Source organism: Marichromatium gracile (genome assembly GCF_004343155.1).
Lineage (GTDB): Bacteria > Pseudomonadota > Gammaproteobacteria > Chromatiales > Chromatiaceae > Marichromatium > Marichromatium gracile.
On sequence record NZ_SMDC01000001.1, the window covers coordinates 626,710 to 643,943 of the forward strand.

General features: G+C 70.4%; 9 protein-coding genes. 3 read left to right on the top strand and 6 right to left on the bottom strand.

Translation table 11 applies throughout. The annotated features are described in order from the left end of the window. The first annotated feature begins 56 nt into the window (after positions 1-56). Positions 57-3,164, top strand: a complete 3,108-nt coding sequence (locus EDC29_RS02905) for an efflux RND transporter permease subunit (RefSeq protein WP_132228465.1) — start codon at positions 57-59, stop codon at positions 3,162-3,164. Positions 3,165-3,206: 42 nt separating this feature from the next. On the opposite strand, the gene EDC29_RS02910 is transcribed toward EDC29_RS02905, so the two are convergent. The 3 genes from EDC29_RS02910 to pomA are packed head-to-tail and all read right to left on the bottom strand — an operon-like array spanning position 3,207 to position 5,440. Next, a complete protein-coding gene (locus tag EDC29_RS02910; protein WP_223806144.1) occupies positions 3,207-3,788 on the bottom strand; it encodes a PilZ domain-containing protein in 582 nt (193 codons plus the stop codon). Further along, complete coding sequence (gene tssL, locus EDC29_RS02915; RefSeq protein WP_123141328.1) at positions 3,785-4,639, bottom strand: type VI secretion system protein TssL, long form; 855 nt, start codon at positions 4,637-4,639, stop codon at positions 3,785-3,787. The genes EDC29_RS02910 and tssL overlap by 4 nt, the downstream gene beginning before the upstream one ends. 36 nt (positions 4,640-4,675) lie before the next feature. Next, entirely contained in the window at positions 4,676-5,440 is a 765-nt protein-coding gene (gene pomA / locus EDC29_RS02920) for a flagellar motor protein PomA (protein ID WP_123143126.1), read from the bottom strand. Positions 5,441-5,996: 556 nt separating this feature from the next. Between pomA and EDC29_RS02925 the strand changes: the two genes are divergently transcribed. Next, entirely contained in the window at positions 5,997-8,132 is a 2,136-nt protein-coding gene (locus EDC29_RS02925) for a YgiQ family radical SAM protein (protein ID WP_424960597.1), read from the top strand. Here EDC29_RS02925 and EDC29_RS02930 read toward each other — a convergent pair. Together EDC29_RS02930 and EDC29_RS02935 are read right to left on the bottom strand one after the other, a co-directional pair. Then, positions 8,129-9,343: a BPSS1780 family membrane protein gene (locus tag EDC29_RS02930; protein ID WP_123141325.1), complete on the bottom strand. Its 1,215-nt coding sequence runs from the start codon at positions 9,341-9,343 to the stop codon at positions 8,129-8,131. The genes EDC29_RS02925 and EDC29_RS02930 overlap by 4 nt on opposite strands. 36 nt (positions 9,344-9,379) lie before the next feature. After that, on the bottom strand, positions 9,380-11,326 hold the full coding sequence (locus tag EDC29_RS02935) for an SEC-C metal-binding domain-containing protein (RefSeq protein ID WP_123141324.1): 1,947 nt from the start codon (positions 11,324-11,326) through the stop codon (positions 9,380-9,382). Positions 11,327-11,549: 223 nt separating this feature from the next. Here EDC29_RS02935 and EDC29_RS17600 point away from each other — a divergent pair, with 223 nt between their 5' ends. Continuing rightward, entirely contained in the window at positions 11,550-16,328 is a 4,779-nt protein-coding gene (locus EDC29_RS17600; protein ID WP_132228469.1) for an nSTAND1 domain-containing NTPase, read from the top strand. 7 nt (positions 16,329-16,335) lie between these two features. Here EDC29_RS17600 and EDC29_RS02945 read toward each other — a convergent pair whose 3' ends face one another. Then, entirely contained in the window at positions 16,336-17,226 is an 891-nt protein-coding gene (locus EDC29_RS02945; RefSeq protein WP_132228471.1) for a DMT family transporter, read from the bottom strand. Positions 17,227-17,234: the final 8 nt, after the last annotated feature.

Sequence of the window (17,234 nt, forward strand, 5' to 3'; positions counted from 1 at the left end):
CGCCGTCAGCCCTTGCATTCGCGCATTCGTCCATCCTGGAGCAGAGGTCGCCCGTCATGGCCCGTTTCTTCATCGATCGCCCGGTGTTCGCCTGGGTCATCGCCATCGTCATCATGCTCGCCGGCGTGCTCTCGATCCTGGGGCTGCCGGTGTCGCAGTATCCCAACATCGCCCCGCCGGCGATCACCATCACCGCGACCTATCCGGGGGCCTCGGCGCGCACCCTGGAGGACTCGGTCACCCAGGTCATCGAGCAGCAGATGAACGGGCTCGATGGTCTGCGCTACATGTCGGCGACCAGCGAGTCGACCGGCATCGCCGCGATCACCCTGACCTTCGACAACGACATCGACCCCGATATCGCCCAGATGCAGGTGCAGAACAAGCTGCAGCTGGCGTTGCCGATGCTCCCGCAGAGGGTGCAGCAGCAGGGCATCCAGGTCGCCAAGTCGGTGCGCAACTTCCTCATGGTGGTGGCCTTCGTCTCGCGTGATGGCCGGCTCGATCGCACCGATCTCGGCGACTTCGTCGCCAGCCGCATCAAGGACCCGATCAGTCGGGTCAAGGGCGTGGGCGAGGTCACCGCCTTCGGCTCGCAGTACGCGATGCGCCTCTGGCTCGACCCCAATCGGCTCAACCAGTACGGCCTGACCCCCGCCGACGTGGCCGCTGCGGTGCGCGCCGAGAACGCGCAGATCTCGGCCGGCGAGCTCGGCGCGCAGCCGGCGCTGCCGGGGCAGCGCATCACCGCCACCATCAACGTCCAGGACCGGCTGAGCACCCCGGAGGCGTTCGGCGCCATCCGGTTGCGCACCACCAGCGATGGCGCCACCGTCCATCTGCGCGACGTCGCCCGCATCGAGCTCGCCGGTGAGACCTACGGCAAGATCGCGCACCACAACGGTCAGCCGGCCTCGGGGCTGGGCATCCGTCTGGCCACCGGCGCCAACGCGCTGGAGACGGCCGACGCGATCAGGCACAAGCTCGACGAGCTCGCGGCCTTCTTCCCCGAAGGGGTTGAGGCGGTCTTCCCCTACGACACCACGCCCTTCGTGCGCATCTCCATCCACGAGGTGATCAAGACCCTGCTCGAGGCGGTGCTGCTGGTGTTCGTGGTGATGTATCTGTTCCTGCAGAACCTGCGCGCCACCCTGATCCCGGCGATTGCGGTGCCGGTGGTGCTGCTCGGCACCTTCGGCGTGCTCGCCGCCTTCGGCTACTCGATCAACACCCTGACCCTGTTCGCCATGGTGCTGGCCATCGGGCTTCTGGTCGACGACGCCATCGTGGTGGTGGAGAACGTCGAGCGGGTGATGCATGAGGAGGGGCTGGAGCCGCGCGAGGCGACCCGGCGCTCGATGGACCAGATCACCAGCGCGCTGATCGGCATCGCCCTGGTGCTCTCGGCGGTGTTCGTGCCGATGGCCTTCTTCGGCGGCTCGACCGGGGTGATCTATCGGCAGTTCTCGGTCACCATCGTCTCGGCCATGCTGCTGTCGGTGGTGGTCGCCCTGACCCTCAGCCCGGCGCTCACCGCGACCCTGCTCAAGCGCACCGATCACGCCCCGGATCGCGGTTTCTTCGGTTGGTTCAACCGCAACTTCGAGCGCAGCGTCGGCGGCTATACCCGCAGCGTCGGCGGCATCGTCCGCCGACGCTGGGTGTTTCTCGGGCTCTATCTGGCGCTGGTCGGCGTGCTCGCCATGCTCTACATGCGCATGCCCACCGCCTTCCTGCCCGACGAGGATCAGGGCATCCTGGTGGTGCAGGTGGTGCTGCCCTCGGGGGCGAGCCAGGAGCGCACCCTGGAGGTGGTTCGCGAGGTCGAGCACTACTTCCTCGAGGATGAGCAGGAGACGGTCGAGCAGCTGATCACCGTCGCCGGCTTCAGCTTCGCCGGTCAGGGGCAGAACATGGCCATCGGCTTCGTCCAGCTGAAGGACTGGGAGCTGCGGTCGCGCCCGGATCAGCAGGTCAAGGCGTTGGCGGGGCGGGCGATGCAGCGCTTCGCGCGGGTCCGCGACGCCCAGGTGTTCGCCTTCGCGCCGCCGCCGGTGATCGAGCTCGGTAACGCCACCGGCTGGGATCTGCAACTGCAGGACCAGGGCGAACTCGGCCACGAGGCGCTGATGGCCGCGCGCGGCCAGCTGCTGGCGATGGCCGCCGAGCACCCCGCGCTGGTGGGGGTGCGGCCCAACGGTCGGATGGACGAGGCGCAGTACCAGATCGAGGTCGATCGCACCAAGGCCGGGGCGCTCGGGCTGTCGCTGGCCGATATCAACGACACCCTGTCGAGTGCCTGGGGCAGCGCCTATATCGACGACTTCGTCCACGCCGGGCGGGTGAAGAAGGTCTACATGCAGGCCGATGCCGGCTTCCGCATGCAGCCCGAGGACCTCGATGCCTGGTACGTGCGCAACGAGCACGGCGAGATGGTGCCCTTCTCGGCATTCGCCGCGGGCGAGTGGACCTATGGCTCGCCGCGCCTGGAGCGCTACAACGGCCTGGCCTCGGCCGAGGTGCTGGGTCAGGCCGCCCCTGGGGTCAGTTCGGGCGAGGCGATGGCGGTGGTCGAGTCGCTGGTCGACAAGCTGCCGCCGGGCATCGGCATGGAGTGGACCGGGATCTCCTTCGAGGAGCGCGCCGCCGGCGCCCAGGCCCCGGCGCTCTACGCGCTCTCGGCGCTGGTGGTGTTCCTCGCCCTGGCCGCGCTCTACGAGAGCTGGTCGGTGCCCTTCGCGGTGATGCTGGCGGTGCCGCTCGGGGTGCTCGGCGCGGTGCTCGCCGCCACCGGGCGCGGCTTGCCGAGCGATATCTACTTCCAGGTCGGGTTGCTCGCCACCATCGGTCTGGCGGCGAAGAACGCCATCCTCATCGTCGAGTTCGCCCGCACCCTGCAGGAGCAGGGCAAGAGTGCGATCGAGGCGGCGATCGAGGCGGCGCGGATGCGTATCCGTCCGATCGTGATGACCTCGCTGGCGTTCGGCTTCGGCGTGCTGCCGCTGGCGCTGAGCAGTGGCGCCGGCTCGGGCAGCCAGCACGCGATCGGCACCGGCGTGCTCGGCGGCGTGGTCGCCAGCACCCTGCTCGGGGTGCTGTTCGTGCCGCTGTTCTTCGTGCTGGTGCGCGGGCGGATGAACCGACGCGCCGCGCCGCACTCCTGAGGGCATGACGCCGGGTCGGTCATCGACCCGGCGCGGCGCGGCTCAGTCGAGCCCGTTCTCCTGGCGCAGTCGGCGCAGCTGCAGGGCATGGATGTGACGCACGATCGCCTCGCGGTCGGCATCGCGCAGCTGCTCGAACTCGATCGCGCTGGGGCCCTCGTCGCGTTCGAGCACCCGTCCCAGGGTGAGGATGCGGTTGCCCTCCGGGAGCAGCTGCAACTCGATCTCGAGCAGGCTGCCCGGCGCCGGTGGCGGGTCGAGCGCGAGACACATCCCCTGGGCGCTGAGGTTGACCTCACGCGGTTCGAGTTCGCCGCCGTGCTGGCGCGACTCGAAGGCGATGGTGAGCATCTCGATCTGACGCTCGACCACCTTGATGTAGGCGGCAACGGTGGGGAACTTGTATTCGAGCTTGCGCCGCTGGGGCAGCGCCTGGTCACGGATGGCGTGCAGCTCGTTGAGCAGGCCGACATCGCTGCTGCGCTCGGTGAAATCGGTGAGTGCTTGCGCCTCGGCGGCGGGCGGGATCGGGCTCAGGCGCAGGCCGACGGTGTCGTCGATGCGGAAGAAGCGGCGCCGATCCTGCTCGTGCTGTTCGCGATCACCTCGTTCATGCATGGTCATTGTGGGATGGTTTCCTCGCTCCCGATCGCCTGCAGGGCGTTCTCGAGCAGCAGTTCGGTGCTGCGGTCGCCGAGCACGATGATCTCCACGCGCCGGTTGGTGGCGCGTCCCTCGGCGGTGTCATTGGATTCGAGCGGGTGGTTGTCGGCATGTGCGCGGATCTCCACGCGCTGCGGGTCGATCCAGCCGTTCTGGGTCACGGCATGGGCCACGGCTGCGGCGCGCGCCGCCGAGAGCACCCAGTTGGAGGCGAACTCGCGGGTCTGGATCGGGATGTCGTCGGTGTGTCCGGCGACCAGGATCTTGCCCTCGACCTTGCTCAGCGCCTTGGCGATCTTCTGCAGCACGGCGAGGAACTCGGCGCTGACCTGCGCCGAGGCCGAGGGGAAGGAACCCTTCTCGCGGATGCGCACCACCACCTGGTCGTCGATGGTGGTGACCTCCAGCAGCCCTTTCTTGATCTCCAGTTCGAGCGCCTTCTCGACCTCCTCGGCCTTCTTCTGGGCGTCGATGATCGCGGGGTCGATGATGCGCAGTTCCGACTTGAGGTCATCGGCGGTCTGTTGTCGCACCTCGTTGACCACCGTCGGCTGAGGCTGCGCCGGAGAAAACTCCTGGGCGATGATGCTGGTGCCCTTGGGGATGTCGTCGGCCTCGACCATGCGCTGCACGCCGAAGGCCATCTTCATCGAGCCGGCGATCTGCTTGTACTTGAGGACATCCATCTCGGAGAAGGACAGCAACAGCACGAAAAAGACCATCAGCAGCGACATCAGGTCGGCAAAGGTCGACATCCAGGCCGGCGCGCCGGCCTCGCATTCGACCTCTTCGCATTCACATTCCTCGGCCATCGCCCGCTACCTCCGCTTGCTGTTGTGCGGACGGCATCAGCCGTCCTTGCCGGCGCTCTGGCGCTGATTCTCGGGCAGATAGGTCATCAGCATCTGCTCCAGCACGCGCGGGTTGACGCCCTCCTGGATTCCCGAGATCGACTCCAGGATCAGTGATTTGTTGAGCTTCTCCTCGATGCTGCGCAGCTTGAGCTTCTCGGCGATGGGGATGGCAAAGGCATTGGCGATCACCGCACCGTAGAGGGTGGTGAGCAGGGCGACGGCCATCGCCGGGCCGATCGCCTTGGGGTCGTCCATGTTGGCGAGCATCTGTACCAGTCCGATCAGGGTGCCGATCATGCCCATTGCCGGGGCGACGTCGCCGGTGGCCTTGAACACGCTGTAACCGGCTTCCTGGCGCTGGATGGTGAGGTTGATGTCCTTGCTGAGCACCTTCTGCACCACCTCCGGCGGGTGGCCGTCGATGCACATGCTGATGCCGGTCTCGAGGAAGGGATGGGAGATCTCGCGCCCCTCGAGCGCGAGGATGCCCTCCTTGCGCGCGACATTGGCCAGCTCGACGGCCTCCTCGATCAGGGTCTGCGGCGCCACGTTCTTGCTGAAGAAGGCCCCCATGGCGACCTTGAAGCTGCCGATGAACTGGCTCATGGTGGCGCGGAACATCACCGCAAAGGCGGTACCGCCGATGACGATCAACAGCGAGGGCACGTTGATGAAGAGCGTGATGTCGCCACCGAGCGCGATTGCGCCGATGATGACGCCGCTGGCACCGATCATGCCCAGTAAGGTCGCCAGATCCACTTCGTCTTCTCTCCTGTTACGCCCGTGTCGAGGTGTGTCGCCATCACCGGGCGGCGTGCGCCCTGGGTCGGTCGTGTCCCGTCATCATCGTGTGGCCGGTGCGCGGGGCGTGGACCATGGCCGAGAGCCCTGGCTGGTTCCGCGCGGGTGGCCGCGGTGGTGGTGTGTTCGACTACCGGAGGTTGATGGCTTGTCGTCCCGCGAAACGATCGACATGGTGCGACACGTCGCGGCTTTCCAGGGGAAAACGATGATTTTCAGGGTGTCGATCACGTTTTCCGCGTGAGCCGGCCAATGAGCGCGCACCTTTGGGGCGTGTCGGATCGGTGGCCCGAAACCACAGATTGTCAGCGATCGGTTGCCGACGGTCCAGCCCGTGATGACCGGACGATGACCATGGGCTCGGTGCCGTTCGCTGCGAGGTTATAAAATGAACGATTGCCCTGAGTCATGCCGCCAGTCGTTGATGAACACCCCCCAAGATATCTTCTCCTACCGCCGCTACTGGGCCCACAAGTTCGGTACCGCCCCGGAGCTGCCGATGAGCCGCGCCGAGATGGACCTGCTCGGCTGGGACAGCTGCGACGTCGTCATCGTCTGTGGCGACGCCTATGTCGATCACCCCTCCTTCGGCATGGCCATCATCGGCCGGGTGCTCGAGTCGCAGGGCTTTCGCGTCGGCATCATCGCCCAGCCCGACTGGACCACGGCGGAGGATTTCCGCCGGCTGGGACGACCGAACCTGTTCTTCGGCGTCACCGGCGGCAACATGGACTCGATGGTCAATCACTACACCGCCGAGCGCCGGTTGCGCTCGGATGACGCCTACACCCCTGACGCCGTACCCGGACGGCGTCCGGACCGTGCCGCCGTGGTCTACGCCCAGCGCGCGCGCGAGGCCTTCAAGGGCGTGCCGGTGGTGCTCGGTGGGATCGAGGCGAGCCTGCGCCGTATCGCCCACTACGACTACTGGTCGGAGACGGTGCGGCGCAGCGTCCTCGCCGACTCCAAGGCCGATCTGCTGCTGTTCGGCAACGCCGAGCGGGCGCTGGTCGAACTCGCCCACCGGCTCGCCGCCGGCGAGCCGGTCGAGACCATCCGCGACCTGCGCGGCACCGCCTTCATGACCAAGGGGGCGCTTGCCGGCTGGAGCGAACTCGACGCCAGTGTGCTCGACCGTCCCGGGCGGGTCGATCCGCACATCAACCCCTATGCCGAGCAGCCGCCCTGTCCCGAGACCCCGCCGCCGCGCCCGCCGGTGCCGGTGCGCGCCGAGCGCGCCCATACCGTGATCCGGTTGCCCTCGTTCGAGCAGGTCCGCGACGACCCGGTGCTCTACGCCCATGCCTCGCGGGTGTTCCACCTCGAGACCAACCCGGGCAACGCCCGCGCCCTGGTGCAGGCGCACGGCGCGCGCGACGTCTGGCTCAATCCGCCGCCGATCCCGCTGAGCACCGCCGAACTCGATCGCCTCTTCGAGCTGCCCTTCGCGCGTCGTCCGCACTCGAGCTATGGCGCAGCGCGGCTGCCGGCCTGGGAGATGATCAGCTGCTCGGTGAACATGATGCGTGGCTGCTTCGGCGGCTGCAGTTTCTGCTCGATCACCGAGCACGAGGGGCGCATCGTGCAGAGTCGATCGGAGGCCTCGGTGCTGCGCGAGGTCGAGGAGATCCGCGACCGCACGCCGGGGTTCAAGGGGTCGATCTCGGACCTCGGCGGTCCCAGCGCCAACATGTGGCGGATGGCCTGCAAGAACCCTCGGGCGCAGGCCGCCTGCCGACGGCTCTCGTGCATCTATCCGCAGATCTGTCGCAACCTCGACGCCGACCACGCGCCGCTGATCGAGCTCTATCGCAAGGCGCGCTCGGTCTCCGGGATCAAGCGCATCCGCATCGCCTCGGGGCTGCGCTACGACCTCGCGTTGCGCTCCCCGGCCTATATCCGCGAGCTGGTCACCCATCATGTCGGCGGCTATCTCAAGATCGCCCCCGAGCACACCGAGGCCGGGCCGCTGGCGATGATGATGAAGCCCGGGATCGAGATCTTCGACCGCTTCAGCGAGCTGTTCGAGCGCTACTCGCGCGAGGCCGGCAAGGAGCAGTACCTGATCCCCTATTTCATCGCCGCCCACCCCGGTACCACCGACCTCGACATGGTCAACCTCGCGCTCTGGCTCAAGCGTCACGGGCTGCGCGTCGATCAGGTGCAGGCCTTCCTGCCGACCCCGCTGTCGCCGGCCTCGACCATGTACCACACCGGTCTCAACCCGCTCAAACGGGTCCATCGCGACGCCGAGCGGGTGGTGGTGCCGCGCGGTCAGCGTCAGCGGCGGTTGCACAAGGCGCTGTTGCGCTATCACGACCCGGAGAACTGGCCGCTGCTGCGCCGCGCGCTCAAGGAGATGGGCCGCGCCGATCTCATCGGCAACGGCAAGCGCCACCTGGTGCCGAGCTTCCAGCCCGCCGGTACCGGCGGCGCCCCCGAGGGGCGGCGGCGTCCCGATGGCAGTGTGGCGCGCCCGGCTCAACGTCCCGCCGCCGCACCCCAGCGCAAGGCCGGACGCGGGTCGGTCAAGAGGAACGTCGGGACAGCTGGTCGGCACAAGACCGGGCAGGGAGACGGGGAGCGGCCGACGGGGCGTCGCCCCGCCGTCGGGCGCGGCGGCGGCAAGGGCCGCCGCCGCGATCGCTAGCCGTAGTAGATGTCGCGATAGGCCTGGTAGATGGCGATGACCAGCAGCGGGATCACCACCAGCAGGCCGAGCATCAGCGGGATCGAGCCGAGGATCAGCAGCCCGAAGGCCACCAGGCCATAGACCAGGAAGGGCAGGAGGTTGCGCAGACAGCCGGTGAAGCTCAGCTTGAAGGCGCGCAGCACCGCCACGCCCTCGATCGCCACCAGCGCCGGTGCGAACAGGGTCGCCATCACCAGCGGGATGATCAGCAGCGCGACCACCGCGACCATCCCCAGCACCACCCCGGGGGCCATGGTCGCCATCGGATCGACCGCGGCCGGGTCGAATGGTGCGCCGGTCATCGGGGTGAAGGCGGCGGCGCCGAGTCCGAGCCCGACCATCAGCAGCATGATCACCGCGACGATGGCGATGGTCAGGACGAGATAGAGCACCCCGATCAGCGCCAGGGGGCCGGGTCGGGTGCTGAAGCCGGCGAACAGATGGGCGACGCTGAAGCGCTCGCCGCGATATTGCGCATGGGCGCCGAGCATCAGCCCGCCGGTGAACATCGGGCCGAGCACGGTGCTGGCGAGGCTGCCGACCACCGGCACCAGGTTGGCGACGATCAGGATCAGATAGAACAACACCAGCGCGCCGATCCAGGGCAGCGGCTGGGCGCGGAACAGCGACCAGCCGTCGGCCACCCAGCCCCAGCCGCGTCCGGCGCCGACGGCGACCGGATCCTGGAGCTGGTCGTCGCCGGCGTCGGCGCGCGGCGGCGGGGTGAGGTCGGCCTGGGGCGGGGCATAGGGGTCGGCGGTCTCGGTGCGCGTCTGGTTGGCCTGGTAGCGCTCGGCGACCACCCCGCAGGCCTGGCAGACCCCGGTCACTGGCGAGACCTCCAGCGCGCCGCACTTGGGACAGCGTGTGGCGCCGCTCATCGACGGGCGCTCGTCGCGCGCCGGGACGGCGGTCTCCGGGGCCTCCTGCGGCGTGTCCTGGCGCTCGATGCGCACCATCAGCCCGATCGCCTCGAGCGCCTCGCGATAGCGCTCGGCCTTGTGTTCGGGCAGGTCGTGCTTGAGTGTCTGCTCGGCGCCGCCGAGGAGGATCTCGCGGGCCTGCTCCTTGCGCATGCGGAACTTGGCGGCGAGTTCGGGGACCACCGTCTGGACCTTCTTGCCAGGGGCGAGTTCACCGGTGAATACGATGCGATAGCGTGCTTCCATCGATACGGTTCCTGTGGTTGGACGCGGGAATCCGGGTCAGGCGGTGAGCCGCTTCAGCCAGGCGAGGATACCGGGTTCGGCGGCCCAGACATCGCGCATCGCCTCGCGATAGAGCCAGGCCTGATCCTCGCCGCCGGGGGTGATCCCGTGCGGGTCGAGCTGCGGGCGCTTGATGCGCTTGCGGGTGAGGTAGTGGGGGATGCGCGGCAGTCGGTGCATCGCCCGTCCCAGCGCCTGCCGGGCGCGCTCCTGGCGACCGAGTCGATAGAGTGCGAGTACCTCACCATAGGCGAGATCGGCCAGCAGGTCGTCGGGGAAGCGCGCGGCGAGCGCCAGCGCGCGCTCGTCGAGCCCTGCGCGCAGATAGTGGTTCATCAGCTCGGCGCGCACCCCGTGGTTGTCCTGGGGGTTGAGTCGCAGCAATGCCTCGAGGGTGGCGATCGCGGCCTCCTGCTCGTCCTCGGCGCTGAGATAGAGATAGCGTCGGAAGAGCAGTCGCAGCGCCGGGCGATTGGCGGTGATCGACCACGGCAGGTGGTGATGCCCGTCGGCTGGCACCGCCGTGGTGATCATCGACCAGGCGCGTTCGAGCAGGGGACGCAGCAGGGCGTGCGCCATCCACGGCAGTGCGCTCTCGGGATGGGCGTAGAGCGCGGTGGCGAGATCGTCGAGCACCTCCAGGCTGTCGGCCAGCTCGGGGTGGCCGAGCAGGTGGTCGAGCCATGCGGTGTCTTCCCAGATCGCGTGGGCGTCATGGGGCGCGAGCTGGATCGAGACCGGCTTGTCGCTGGGGAAGCGGGCGCGCCAGCGGCTCTCGATACGGCGCACCGCGACCGGGGCGCGCAGTTGTGCCGGGCTGCTCCAGACCGGCTCGCCACCCGCTTCGGTGGGCGCGTGATCGGTTGGCGCGCCCTCGAACAGCGCGAGTTGGCCGCTCGCGACCTCTGGAGGGTGGTCGCGTACCGGGACCGCGTCGAGCCGTGGCAGCGGGCGTGCGGTTGCCACCGCCATCCAGTCGTGCAGGTCCACCAGGTCGGGGTCGATCGAGTCGGCGTGGGTGTCGACCAGTGCCGTCTGCGGGTCTTCGATGGCCTGGGCGAGGAAGTCGAGGAAGCTCGGTTCGACGTCGCCCTGTCGGCGGAAGCGGTGCAGCCAGAAACGCGCGCGCTCGCGCGCCAGTCGATCGCGGTGCTGGGCGGCGAGCAGGGTGATCTCGAGCAGTGCGGTGCCGGGCGAGTCGGGGCCGTTGCGCAGCGCCTCGGTGAAGGCCGCGGTGGCCTGCTCGAAGTCGCCCTCGTCGATCGCCATGGCGCTGCGTCGCTGCCAGGCTGCGGCGCTCAGCACGCGGTTGTCGCCAGTGCTCAGCCGTTCGAGGAAGGCGCGCTTCTTGCGCCAGTGATCGAGCCGGTCATAGGCGTCACAGAGCAGGTCGAGCGCCGGTTCGTAGCGCGCGTCGAGCGCGTCGAGCGAGCCGGCGAACAGGGGTTCGAGCAGATTGACGACACGGCGCGGATAGTCCTCCTCGAGCCAGCGGTCGGCGACCCGGGCCAGCAGCGGTCCGGGCACCGCATCGAGGCGCAGGGCCTCGCGCAGCTCGCCGTCCGAGAGCTCGTCGAGGAGGAACTCCCAGATCAGCTCGGTGGAGAGTTCGGGCAGCTCCTCGAGCGTGGCGCAGCAGTCGCGATAACGTTGTCCCGAGCCGCAGGGGCAGGGGGCATCGTCGGCGAGATCGGTCAGCGGGCTGGGCCGGAAGCCATTGGCCGGCGTCGGTGCGGCGTTCCAGATCGCCATCCCCAGCAGCCCGGCGAGTCGGCGGTGTTCGTCGTCGTCGAGGGGACCGACCGAGAGGCCGAGCAGGTCGGGGATCCGCGCCTGCGCCCAGGCGAGAAACTCCTCGGGACCGGCAGCGGCGAGGATACGTCGGATCGACTGGACGATGACTTGCTCGAAACGATCGGTTTCGGCGCTTTCTGGGTGGAACATGACGCGTTCCTCCGCGCAGTTCGGGGCGCATGCTCCACGATCGCGCCCCGTCGGTTCGGCGTCGCCCGGGCCGCGTACGGGTCCAGATCCGGCCCGGCGCGTCTCCGGGAGACAGTGCTGAGAACCATTGTAACCCGTCACCTCGGCCTTGTGTGGGCGGCTGCCGGTGCCCTGCGCGTTATAGTTGAGGGGCGATCCATTGCGCTGCCCTCGTGCCCCCTTCATGACCGAGACCGACCTCTCAAACCACCCCACAGAGCGCCCCGCCGCAGCCACACCGCGGCTGCGGGTGTTCGTCTCCTCGCCCTCCGATCTCGAGCACGAGCGGGCGCTGGTGCGCGATCTGATCCTCGCCCTGGCGCGCGAGTATCGCCCCTACTTCGACCTCTCGGCGGTGCTCTGGGAGGAGGAGGCGCTGACCGCGGCGCAGAGCTTCCAGGCCGGGCTGGTGCGCCCGGCCGAGTGCGAGATCGTGCTGGTGATGCTGTGGACCCGGCTCGGCACCCCGCTCGCCGAGGAACCCTATGGCGGCATGACCGGGACCGAGTGGGAGTTCGTCGACGCGGTCGAGGCCTCGGCGCGGGCCGGCTCCCCCGAGGTGCTGGTCTATCGCAAGCAGGCGCCCTGTCTGATCGACGTCAACGACGCCGCGCGCACCCGCGAGGCGGTGGATGAGCGCCAGCGGCTCGAGGCCTTCTTCCAGCGCCATTTCTTCAACCCCGACGGCAGCTTCAAGCGCGCCTTCCGCCAGTTCGAGGATGCACGCGCGCTGCGCGAGCTGGTCGAGAGCCAGCTGCGCAAGCTGCTCAACCGTCGCATCAGCGCCGAGCGTCGAGCGAGCGTCGGCGCCGCCGACTGGCGCGGCTCGCCGTTTCGCCCCGAGCACGCCTTTGCGCTCGCCGACGAGCCGGTGTTCACCGGGCGCGAGAGCGAGGTGCGCGAGCTGGTCGCGCGGCTCGAGCGGCTGCGCGCGCGCGGCCGTGGCCTGCTGCTGATCAGCGGTGCCAGCGGGGTGGGCAAGAGCTCGCTGCTTCAGGCCGGGTTGCTGCCCCGGCTGCTGCGCCCCTTCCTCTTCGTCGGGGTCGGCGGCTGTCGCTGGTGCGCCCCGGATCTTGCCGGCACGCGCCCGCTGCAGGCGCTGGCCGCCGCCCTCTGCGCGCCCGCGGTGCTCGGCGACGCGCTCGCCGGGGGCGGGCTCGACGCCGCGGCGCTGGCGCGCCTGCTGGCGCGTGACCCCGAACTCGGCGCCGGCCAGGTCGGCGCCGCGCTCGATCGGCTGCAGGGCGTCGAGGGGGGCGAGTGGCGCCTGGCGCTGCTCTGCGATCCGCTCGACCCTCTGCTGGCGCATGTCGCGGCGCGGACGGCCGAGGCCGAGGCCTGCGCCCGCGCGCTCGCCGCGCTCGCCCGCTCGGAGCGGATCTGGGTGATCGCCACCCTGCGCGACGACGCCCTCGCCGGGCTCACCGATCGGTCCGAGCTTGCTGCCCTGGTCGATGAGGAGGCCTGGTATCCGTTGGCGCCGATCGCCCCGGCGCGGATCCGCCAGTTGGTCGAGATCCCGGCGCGGGTCGCCGGGATCGAGCACGTCGAGGAGAGCGCCGTCGGCGAGCGTGGTCTGGTCGAACGGCTGGAGGCCGACCTCGCCGCGGTGCACCACTGGCCGCCGCTGCTCGAGCTGGTACTCGAGGAGCTGCATCAGGCCGCCGGGCGGCGTGGCACGCGACGACTGCTGGTGAGCGACTATCACGCCCTGGGCGGCCTCGATGGACTGCTGCGCGCGCGCGCCGACCGGCTCTGGGCGCAGCTCGATGAGCGCGCGCGCGCGGCCCTGCCGGTGCTCTGCCGTGCCCTGCTGGTGCTGGAGAGCGGTGAGCAGCGTCTGCCCGGCGCGCGTGATGGCGATCTCGCCACCCTGGCCGCCCACCCCCAGGCAATGGCGCTGCTCGAGTCCCTGGTCGCGGCGCGGCTGGTGGTGATCGAGCGCGACCCCGAGGGTGGGGGGGCGGCGGTCGTGCCGCCGCCGGCGTTCGGTCTGGCGGCAGCGTTGCGCCGACTGCTGGCGCAGAGCCGCGAGGAATGGCTGGTGCGGGTCGGTGGCTGGCGTGAGACGCGCCCCGTCGACGAGGAGAGGCCGCCGGCCGAACCGTCTCTGGAGCGCCCCCCCTGGGCCGAAGGGCGCGCGGTGGCGCGATTGGTCCATCCGGCGCTGGCGCGCTGCTGGCCGGTGCTGCGCGACTGGGCGGGCATGCCCGAGCATGCCCGGGCGCTGCGGCTGCGCTATCGACTCTCACGTCAGGCGTGGCTGTGGCGGCGTACCGACTGCAATCGCGAGTATCTGCTCGGTGAGACCGGACACGCCGCGCTCGCCGCGTTCGTCGCCGCCCACGAGGACGAGCTCGAAGCGCTCGAACGCGCCTATCTGGCGCACTCGCGCGCCCATCTGCTGGCGCAACGTCGGCGCAACCGCTGGGTGCGGCTGACCGGGGTGGCGCTGCTCGGGCTGCTGCTGGCGGCCAGCGCGGCCGCTTACTGGGCCTGGGACGCCTCGCGTCAGGCCACCCTCAACCTCCAGTACAGCCGGCTCAAGGAGGCCGCGGCGGCGATCGACCAGGGCAACACCCCGGAGGCGGTGGAGCTGGCGATCGGCGCTGCCCCGTATCTGCCGGCGGCGGCCACCGATACCCTGGCTGACGCCTTCACCCGCAACCATCTGCTGGCGCTGGCCGAGTCCCCGGGAGCCGATCCCGAGCGCCCGCTGCCGCCGGCCTTCAGTGACGACGGCGCCTGGTTGGCGACCCTCTCGCGTGCCGACGGCGCGCGACTGTGGCGGCTGCGCGACGGGCGTTTCGTCGCTGCCGGGACGCTCGCCCCGCCGGGTGCGGCGCTCGATGCACTGCGGGTGACCGGCGGGGGGGATGCGGTCGAGGTCTTCGGGATCGGCGCCGAGGGCGTCTGGCGCCTGCCGCTGGAGGCGCCGGGCGCGCCGGACTGGCGCTGCGCCGGTGCGCCCGGCGAGGTGCTCGAACTCGCCCCGGACGGGCGTGGGCTGGCGCTCACCCGGGTCGTCGACGCGGGCGTGGCGGTGTGCATGGTCGATCTCGCCACGCCCGGGCGGGTGCGCTGGCAGCGGGTCCTGCACCAGGCCGAGATCCGCAGCCTCGACTTCTCCCCCGACGGCGCGCTGCTGGTGAGCGCCTCGCGCGATGGCCGGGCGCTGTTGCTCGATGCCGCCAGCGGTGCCGCGCGGGCGCGGCTGCCGCGCGGCGGTGCGCTCGATCGCCCCGCCAACCGCGCCCGCTTCGATCATGCCGGCGAGCGGGTGGCGGTCGCTTCGGCCGACGAGCGGGTGCGTCTCTATGGGCTCGATGGTCGGCTGCAGACCACCCTCGGCGCCCTGGAGCGTGATGGACGCACCCTGCGGGTACACGAGAGCGCGGTGCGCGACCTCGTCTTCTCCCCCGATGATCGGTTCCTGGTGGCGGTCGACGACGCCGGTCAGGTGGTGCGCTGGACGCTGGCGAACGGGGCGGCCGAGGTGCTCGGTCATCATGGGCTGAGCGTCGACCGGGTGGAGCTCGTCGCCGGGGACGAGGAGGCGCTGGTGCTCAGCGCCTCGCTCGACAAGACCGCACGGCTGTGGGGGCTGCGGACCGGGCGGGAGCTGGCGGTGTTCAGCCACGACGGCCCGGTCTCGGGGGCGCGCTTCAGCGCCGACGGGTCGCGGGTGCTGACCTACTCGGCGCGCGACGGCTCGGCGCGGCTGTGGTCGGTGGCGCCGGCCGACGGGCTGTCGTTCCGCCTCGAACAGGACGACCACGTCTGGCACCTGGCGCTGGCCGCGCCCGGCGACGGCGACGAGGTCTTGATGGCGACCGCCGCCTTCGACGGGCGGGTCGAGCTGTGGAGCCATGATCGCGCGCACCCCGAGCAGGCGCCACGGTTGCTGCACCGATTGCAGCACGCCCCGGAGGTCCGGGTGCGCCGGGTCGGCTTCTCGCCCGGTGCGCGCTGGCTGGCGAGCGCCGGGTTCGACGGTGCGGCGCGGGTCTGGGACCTCGAGGGCGGTGGGAGCTGTCGCGCCCAGGTCGATCGGCGTTGTGCCGACCCCGAGGCGGCGAGCTGTGGTGGCGTCCATCAGGTGTTGTTTGCCCCCGACGGGCGCTGGTTGTTGACCGCTGCCGATGTCCCCGAGACGCCGCTGCGGCTGTGGGATCCGGCCGACTGCAGCGCCCTGCCGTTGCCCAGCGCCTTCGCCCACGACGGCCACGGCGTGGTCGCCGCGGCGGTGGGTGCGAGCGCCGACGGTGCCCTGCTGGTGGCCAGTGGCGACGCCGCCGGCACCCTGCGGGTGATGCGTCGCGAGCCCGGGGCACGTTGGCAGCGTCTCTGCACCCTGGAGGCGCACCGGGCGGCAGTCACCGACCTCGCGCTCGCGCCCGACGGCACGGCCCTGGCCAGCGCCGGCGAGGACGGCCGGGTGGCGCTGGTCGAGCTCGACGGCGACGGTTGTGTCGGGCCGCGTCGCCTCGATGCCGGTGCCGGGTTGGTCTACGCGGTCGGTTTCGCCCCCGATGGCGGCGCCCTGGTCAGCGCCGCGCAGGACGGGCGCGCCTATCTGTGGAGCCGCGCCGGGGCGCCGCTGGCGACCCTCGTCGGCCATCGCGACCGGGTCTACAGCGCCGAGTTCAGCCCCGACGGCCAGTGGTTGCTGACCGCCGCGCGCGACGGCGAGCTGCGGCTGTGGCGGCGTCCGCGCCGTGCCCAGGACGCGCCGCTGGCTGCCTATCTGGTGCTCGACGCCGCGCTCGGCGGGGTCGCCTATGCCCACTTCAGCCCCGACGGCAACAGCCTGGGCGCGGCCTACTGGGAGAACGCCGCGGTGTGGTGGCGGTTGTGGAACGAGTCCTCCGAGATCGCTCCGGCCTGGGTGCATATCTGGGGCCCCGAGCGCGCCCGCCTGGCGCTGATCCGCGAGGCGATGCGCTTCCAGCGCGGCGACTGAGTGCGTCTCAGCCGAGGGTCAGTACCAGCACCCCGAGCAGCATGATGCTCGCCCCGAGCAGGCGGGTGCGCGGATAGGGCTCGGCGAACAGCCAGCGTCCGAGCAGCACCGAGAAGATCCCGGCGCTGCGCTTGACCGCCATCACATAGGAGGCGAGCGCCAGGCTGAGGGCGATCTGGTCGGCGATGCGCATCAGCGCGAACAGCACCCCGAGCAGCAGCAGCGGGCGGAGCTCGCGCAGCGCGGTGGCGCCGGTGAGCTCGGCGTAGAAGCGCCGGTCCTGCAGCCCGAACACCACCAGCAGCACCAGCGGATTGACCATCGCCACCATCACCGCGAACGACAGCGGATCGCTGAGCTGGATGCCGATACGACCGAACACGCTGGCGGCGGCGAAGCAGGCGGCGGCGAGCAGCGCCAGGCGTCGTCCCGGGGTGCGCAGCGGGCGGTGCCAGCGGATGCCTCGCTCGTCGATCCCCAGGGTGTAGCCGCCGAGGATCAGCAACCCCACCCCGAGCCAGCCGAGCGGTGCCGGTAGCGCGCCGGTGAGCAGCCACTCGATGGCGATCGCCAGCCCCGGGGTGAGGGTCATCAGCGGCCCGACCAGCGACACCTCGCTGCGGTGCAGCGCGGCGTTGAGCGCCCAGCCGCCGAACCCGGAGAGCACCCCGCCGCACAGCACCGCCAGCACATAGGCCGGCTGGTGCAACGGGAAGTCGTGGTACCAGAGGATCAGCGGCAGGGTCACCGCGAGGCTGGCGAGATTGACGTAGAAGGTCAGCGCGCGCGCCGAGAAGCTCGGGCTGAGGCGCTTGGTGACGGCCAGGCGCGAGGCGTGGAAGAAGGCCGAGGCCAGCGCGAACAGGATCCAGATCTGGGCGAAGGCGGAGAGGTCCATGGGCTCGG

Coding starts and splice junctions, on each gene's coding strand:
- EDC29_RS02905 (WP_132228465.1), top strand. CDS start 57: ATGGCCCGTTTCTTCATCGATCGCCCGGTGTTCGCCTGGGTCATCGCC.
- EDC29_RS02910 (WP_223806144.1), bottom strand. CDS start 3,788: ATGACCATGCATGAACGAGGTGATCGCGAACAGCACGAGCAGGATCGG.
- tssL (WP_123141328.1), bottom strand. CDS start 4,639: ATGGCCGAGGAATGTGAATGCGAAGAGGTCGAATGCGAGGCCGGCGCG.
- EDC29_RS02925 (WP_424960597.1), top strand. CDS start 5,997: ATGGACCTGCTCGGCTGGGACAGCTGCGACGTCGTCATCGTCTGTGGC.
- EDC29_RS02930 (WP_123141325.1), bottom strand. CDS start 9,343: ATGGAAGCACGCTATCGCATCGTATTCACCGGTGAACTCGCCCCTGGC.
- EDC29_RS02935 (WP_123141324.1), bottom strand. CDS start 11,326: ATGTTCCACCCAGAAAGCGCCGAAACCGATCGTTTCGAGCAAGTCATC.
- EDC29_RS17600 (WP_132228469.1), top strand. CDS start 11,550: ATGACCGAGACCGACCTCTCAAACCACCCCACAGAGCGCCCCGCCGCA.
- EDC29_RS02945 (WP_132228471.1), bottom strand. CDS start 17,226: ATGGACCTCTCCGCCTTCGCCCAGATCTGGATCCTGTTCGCGCTGGCC.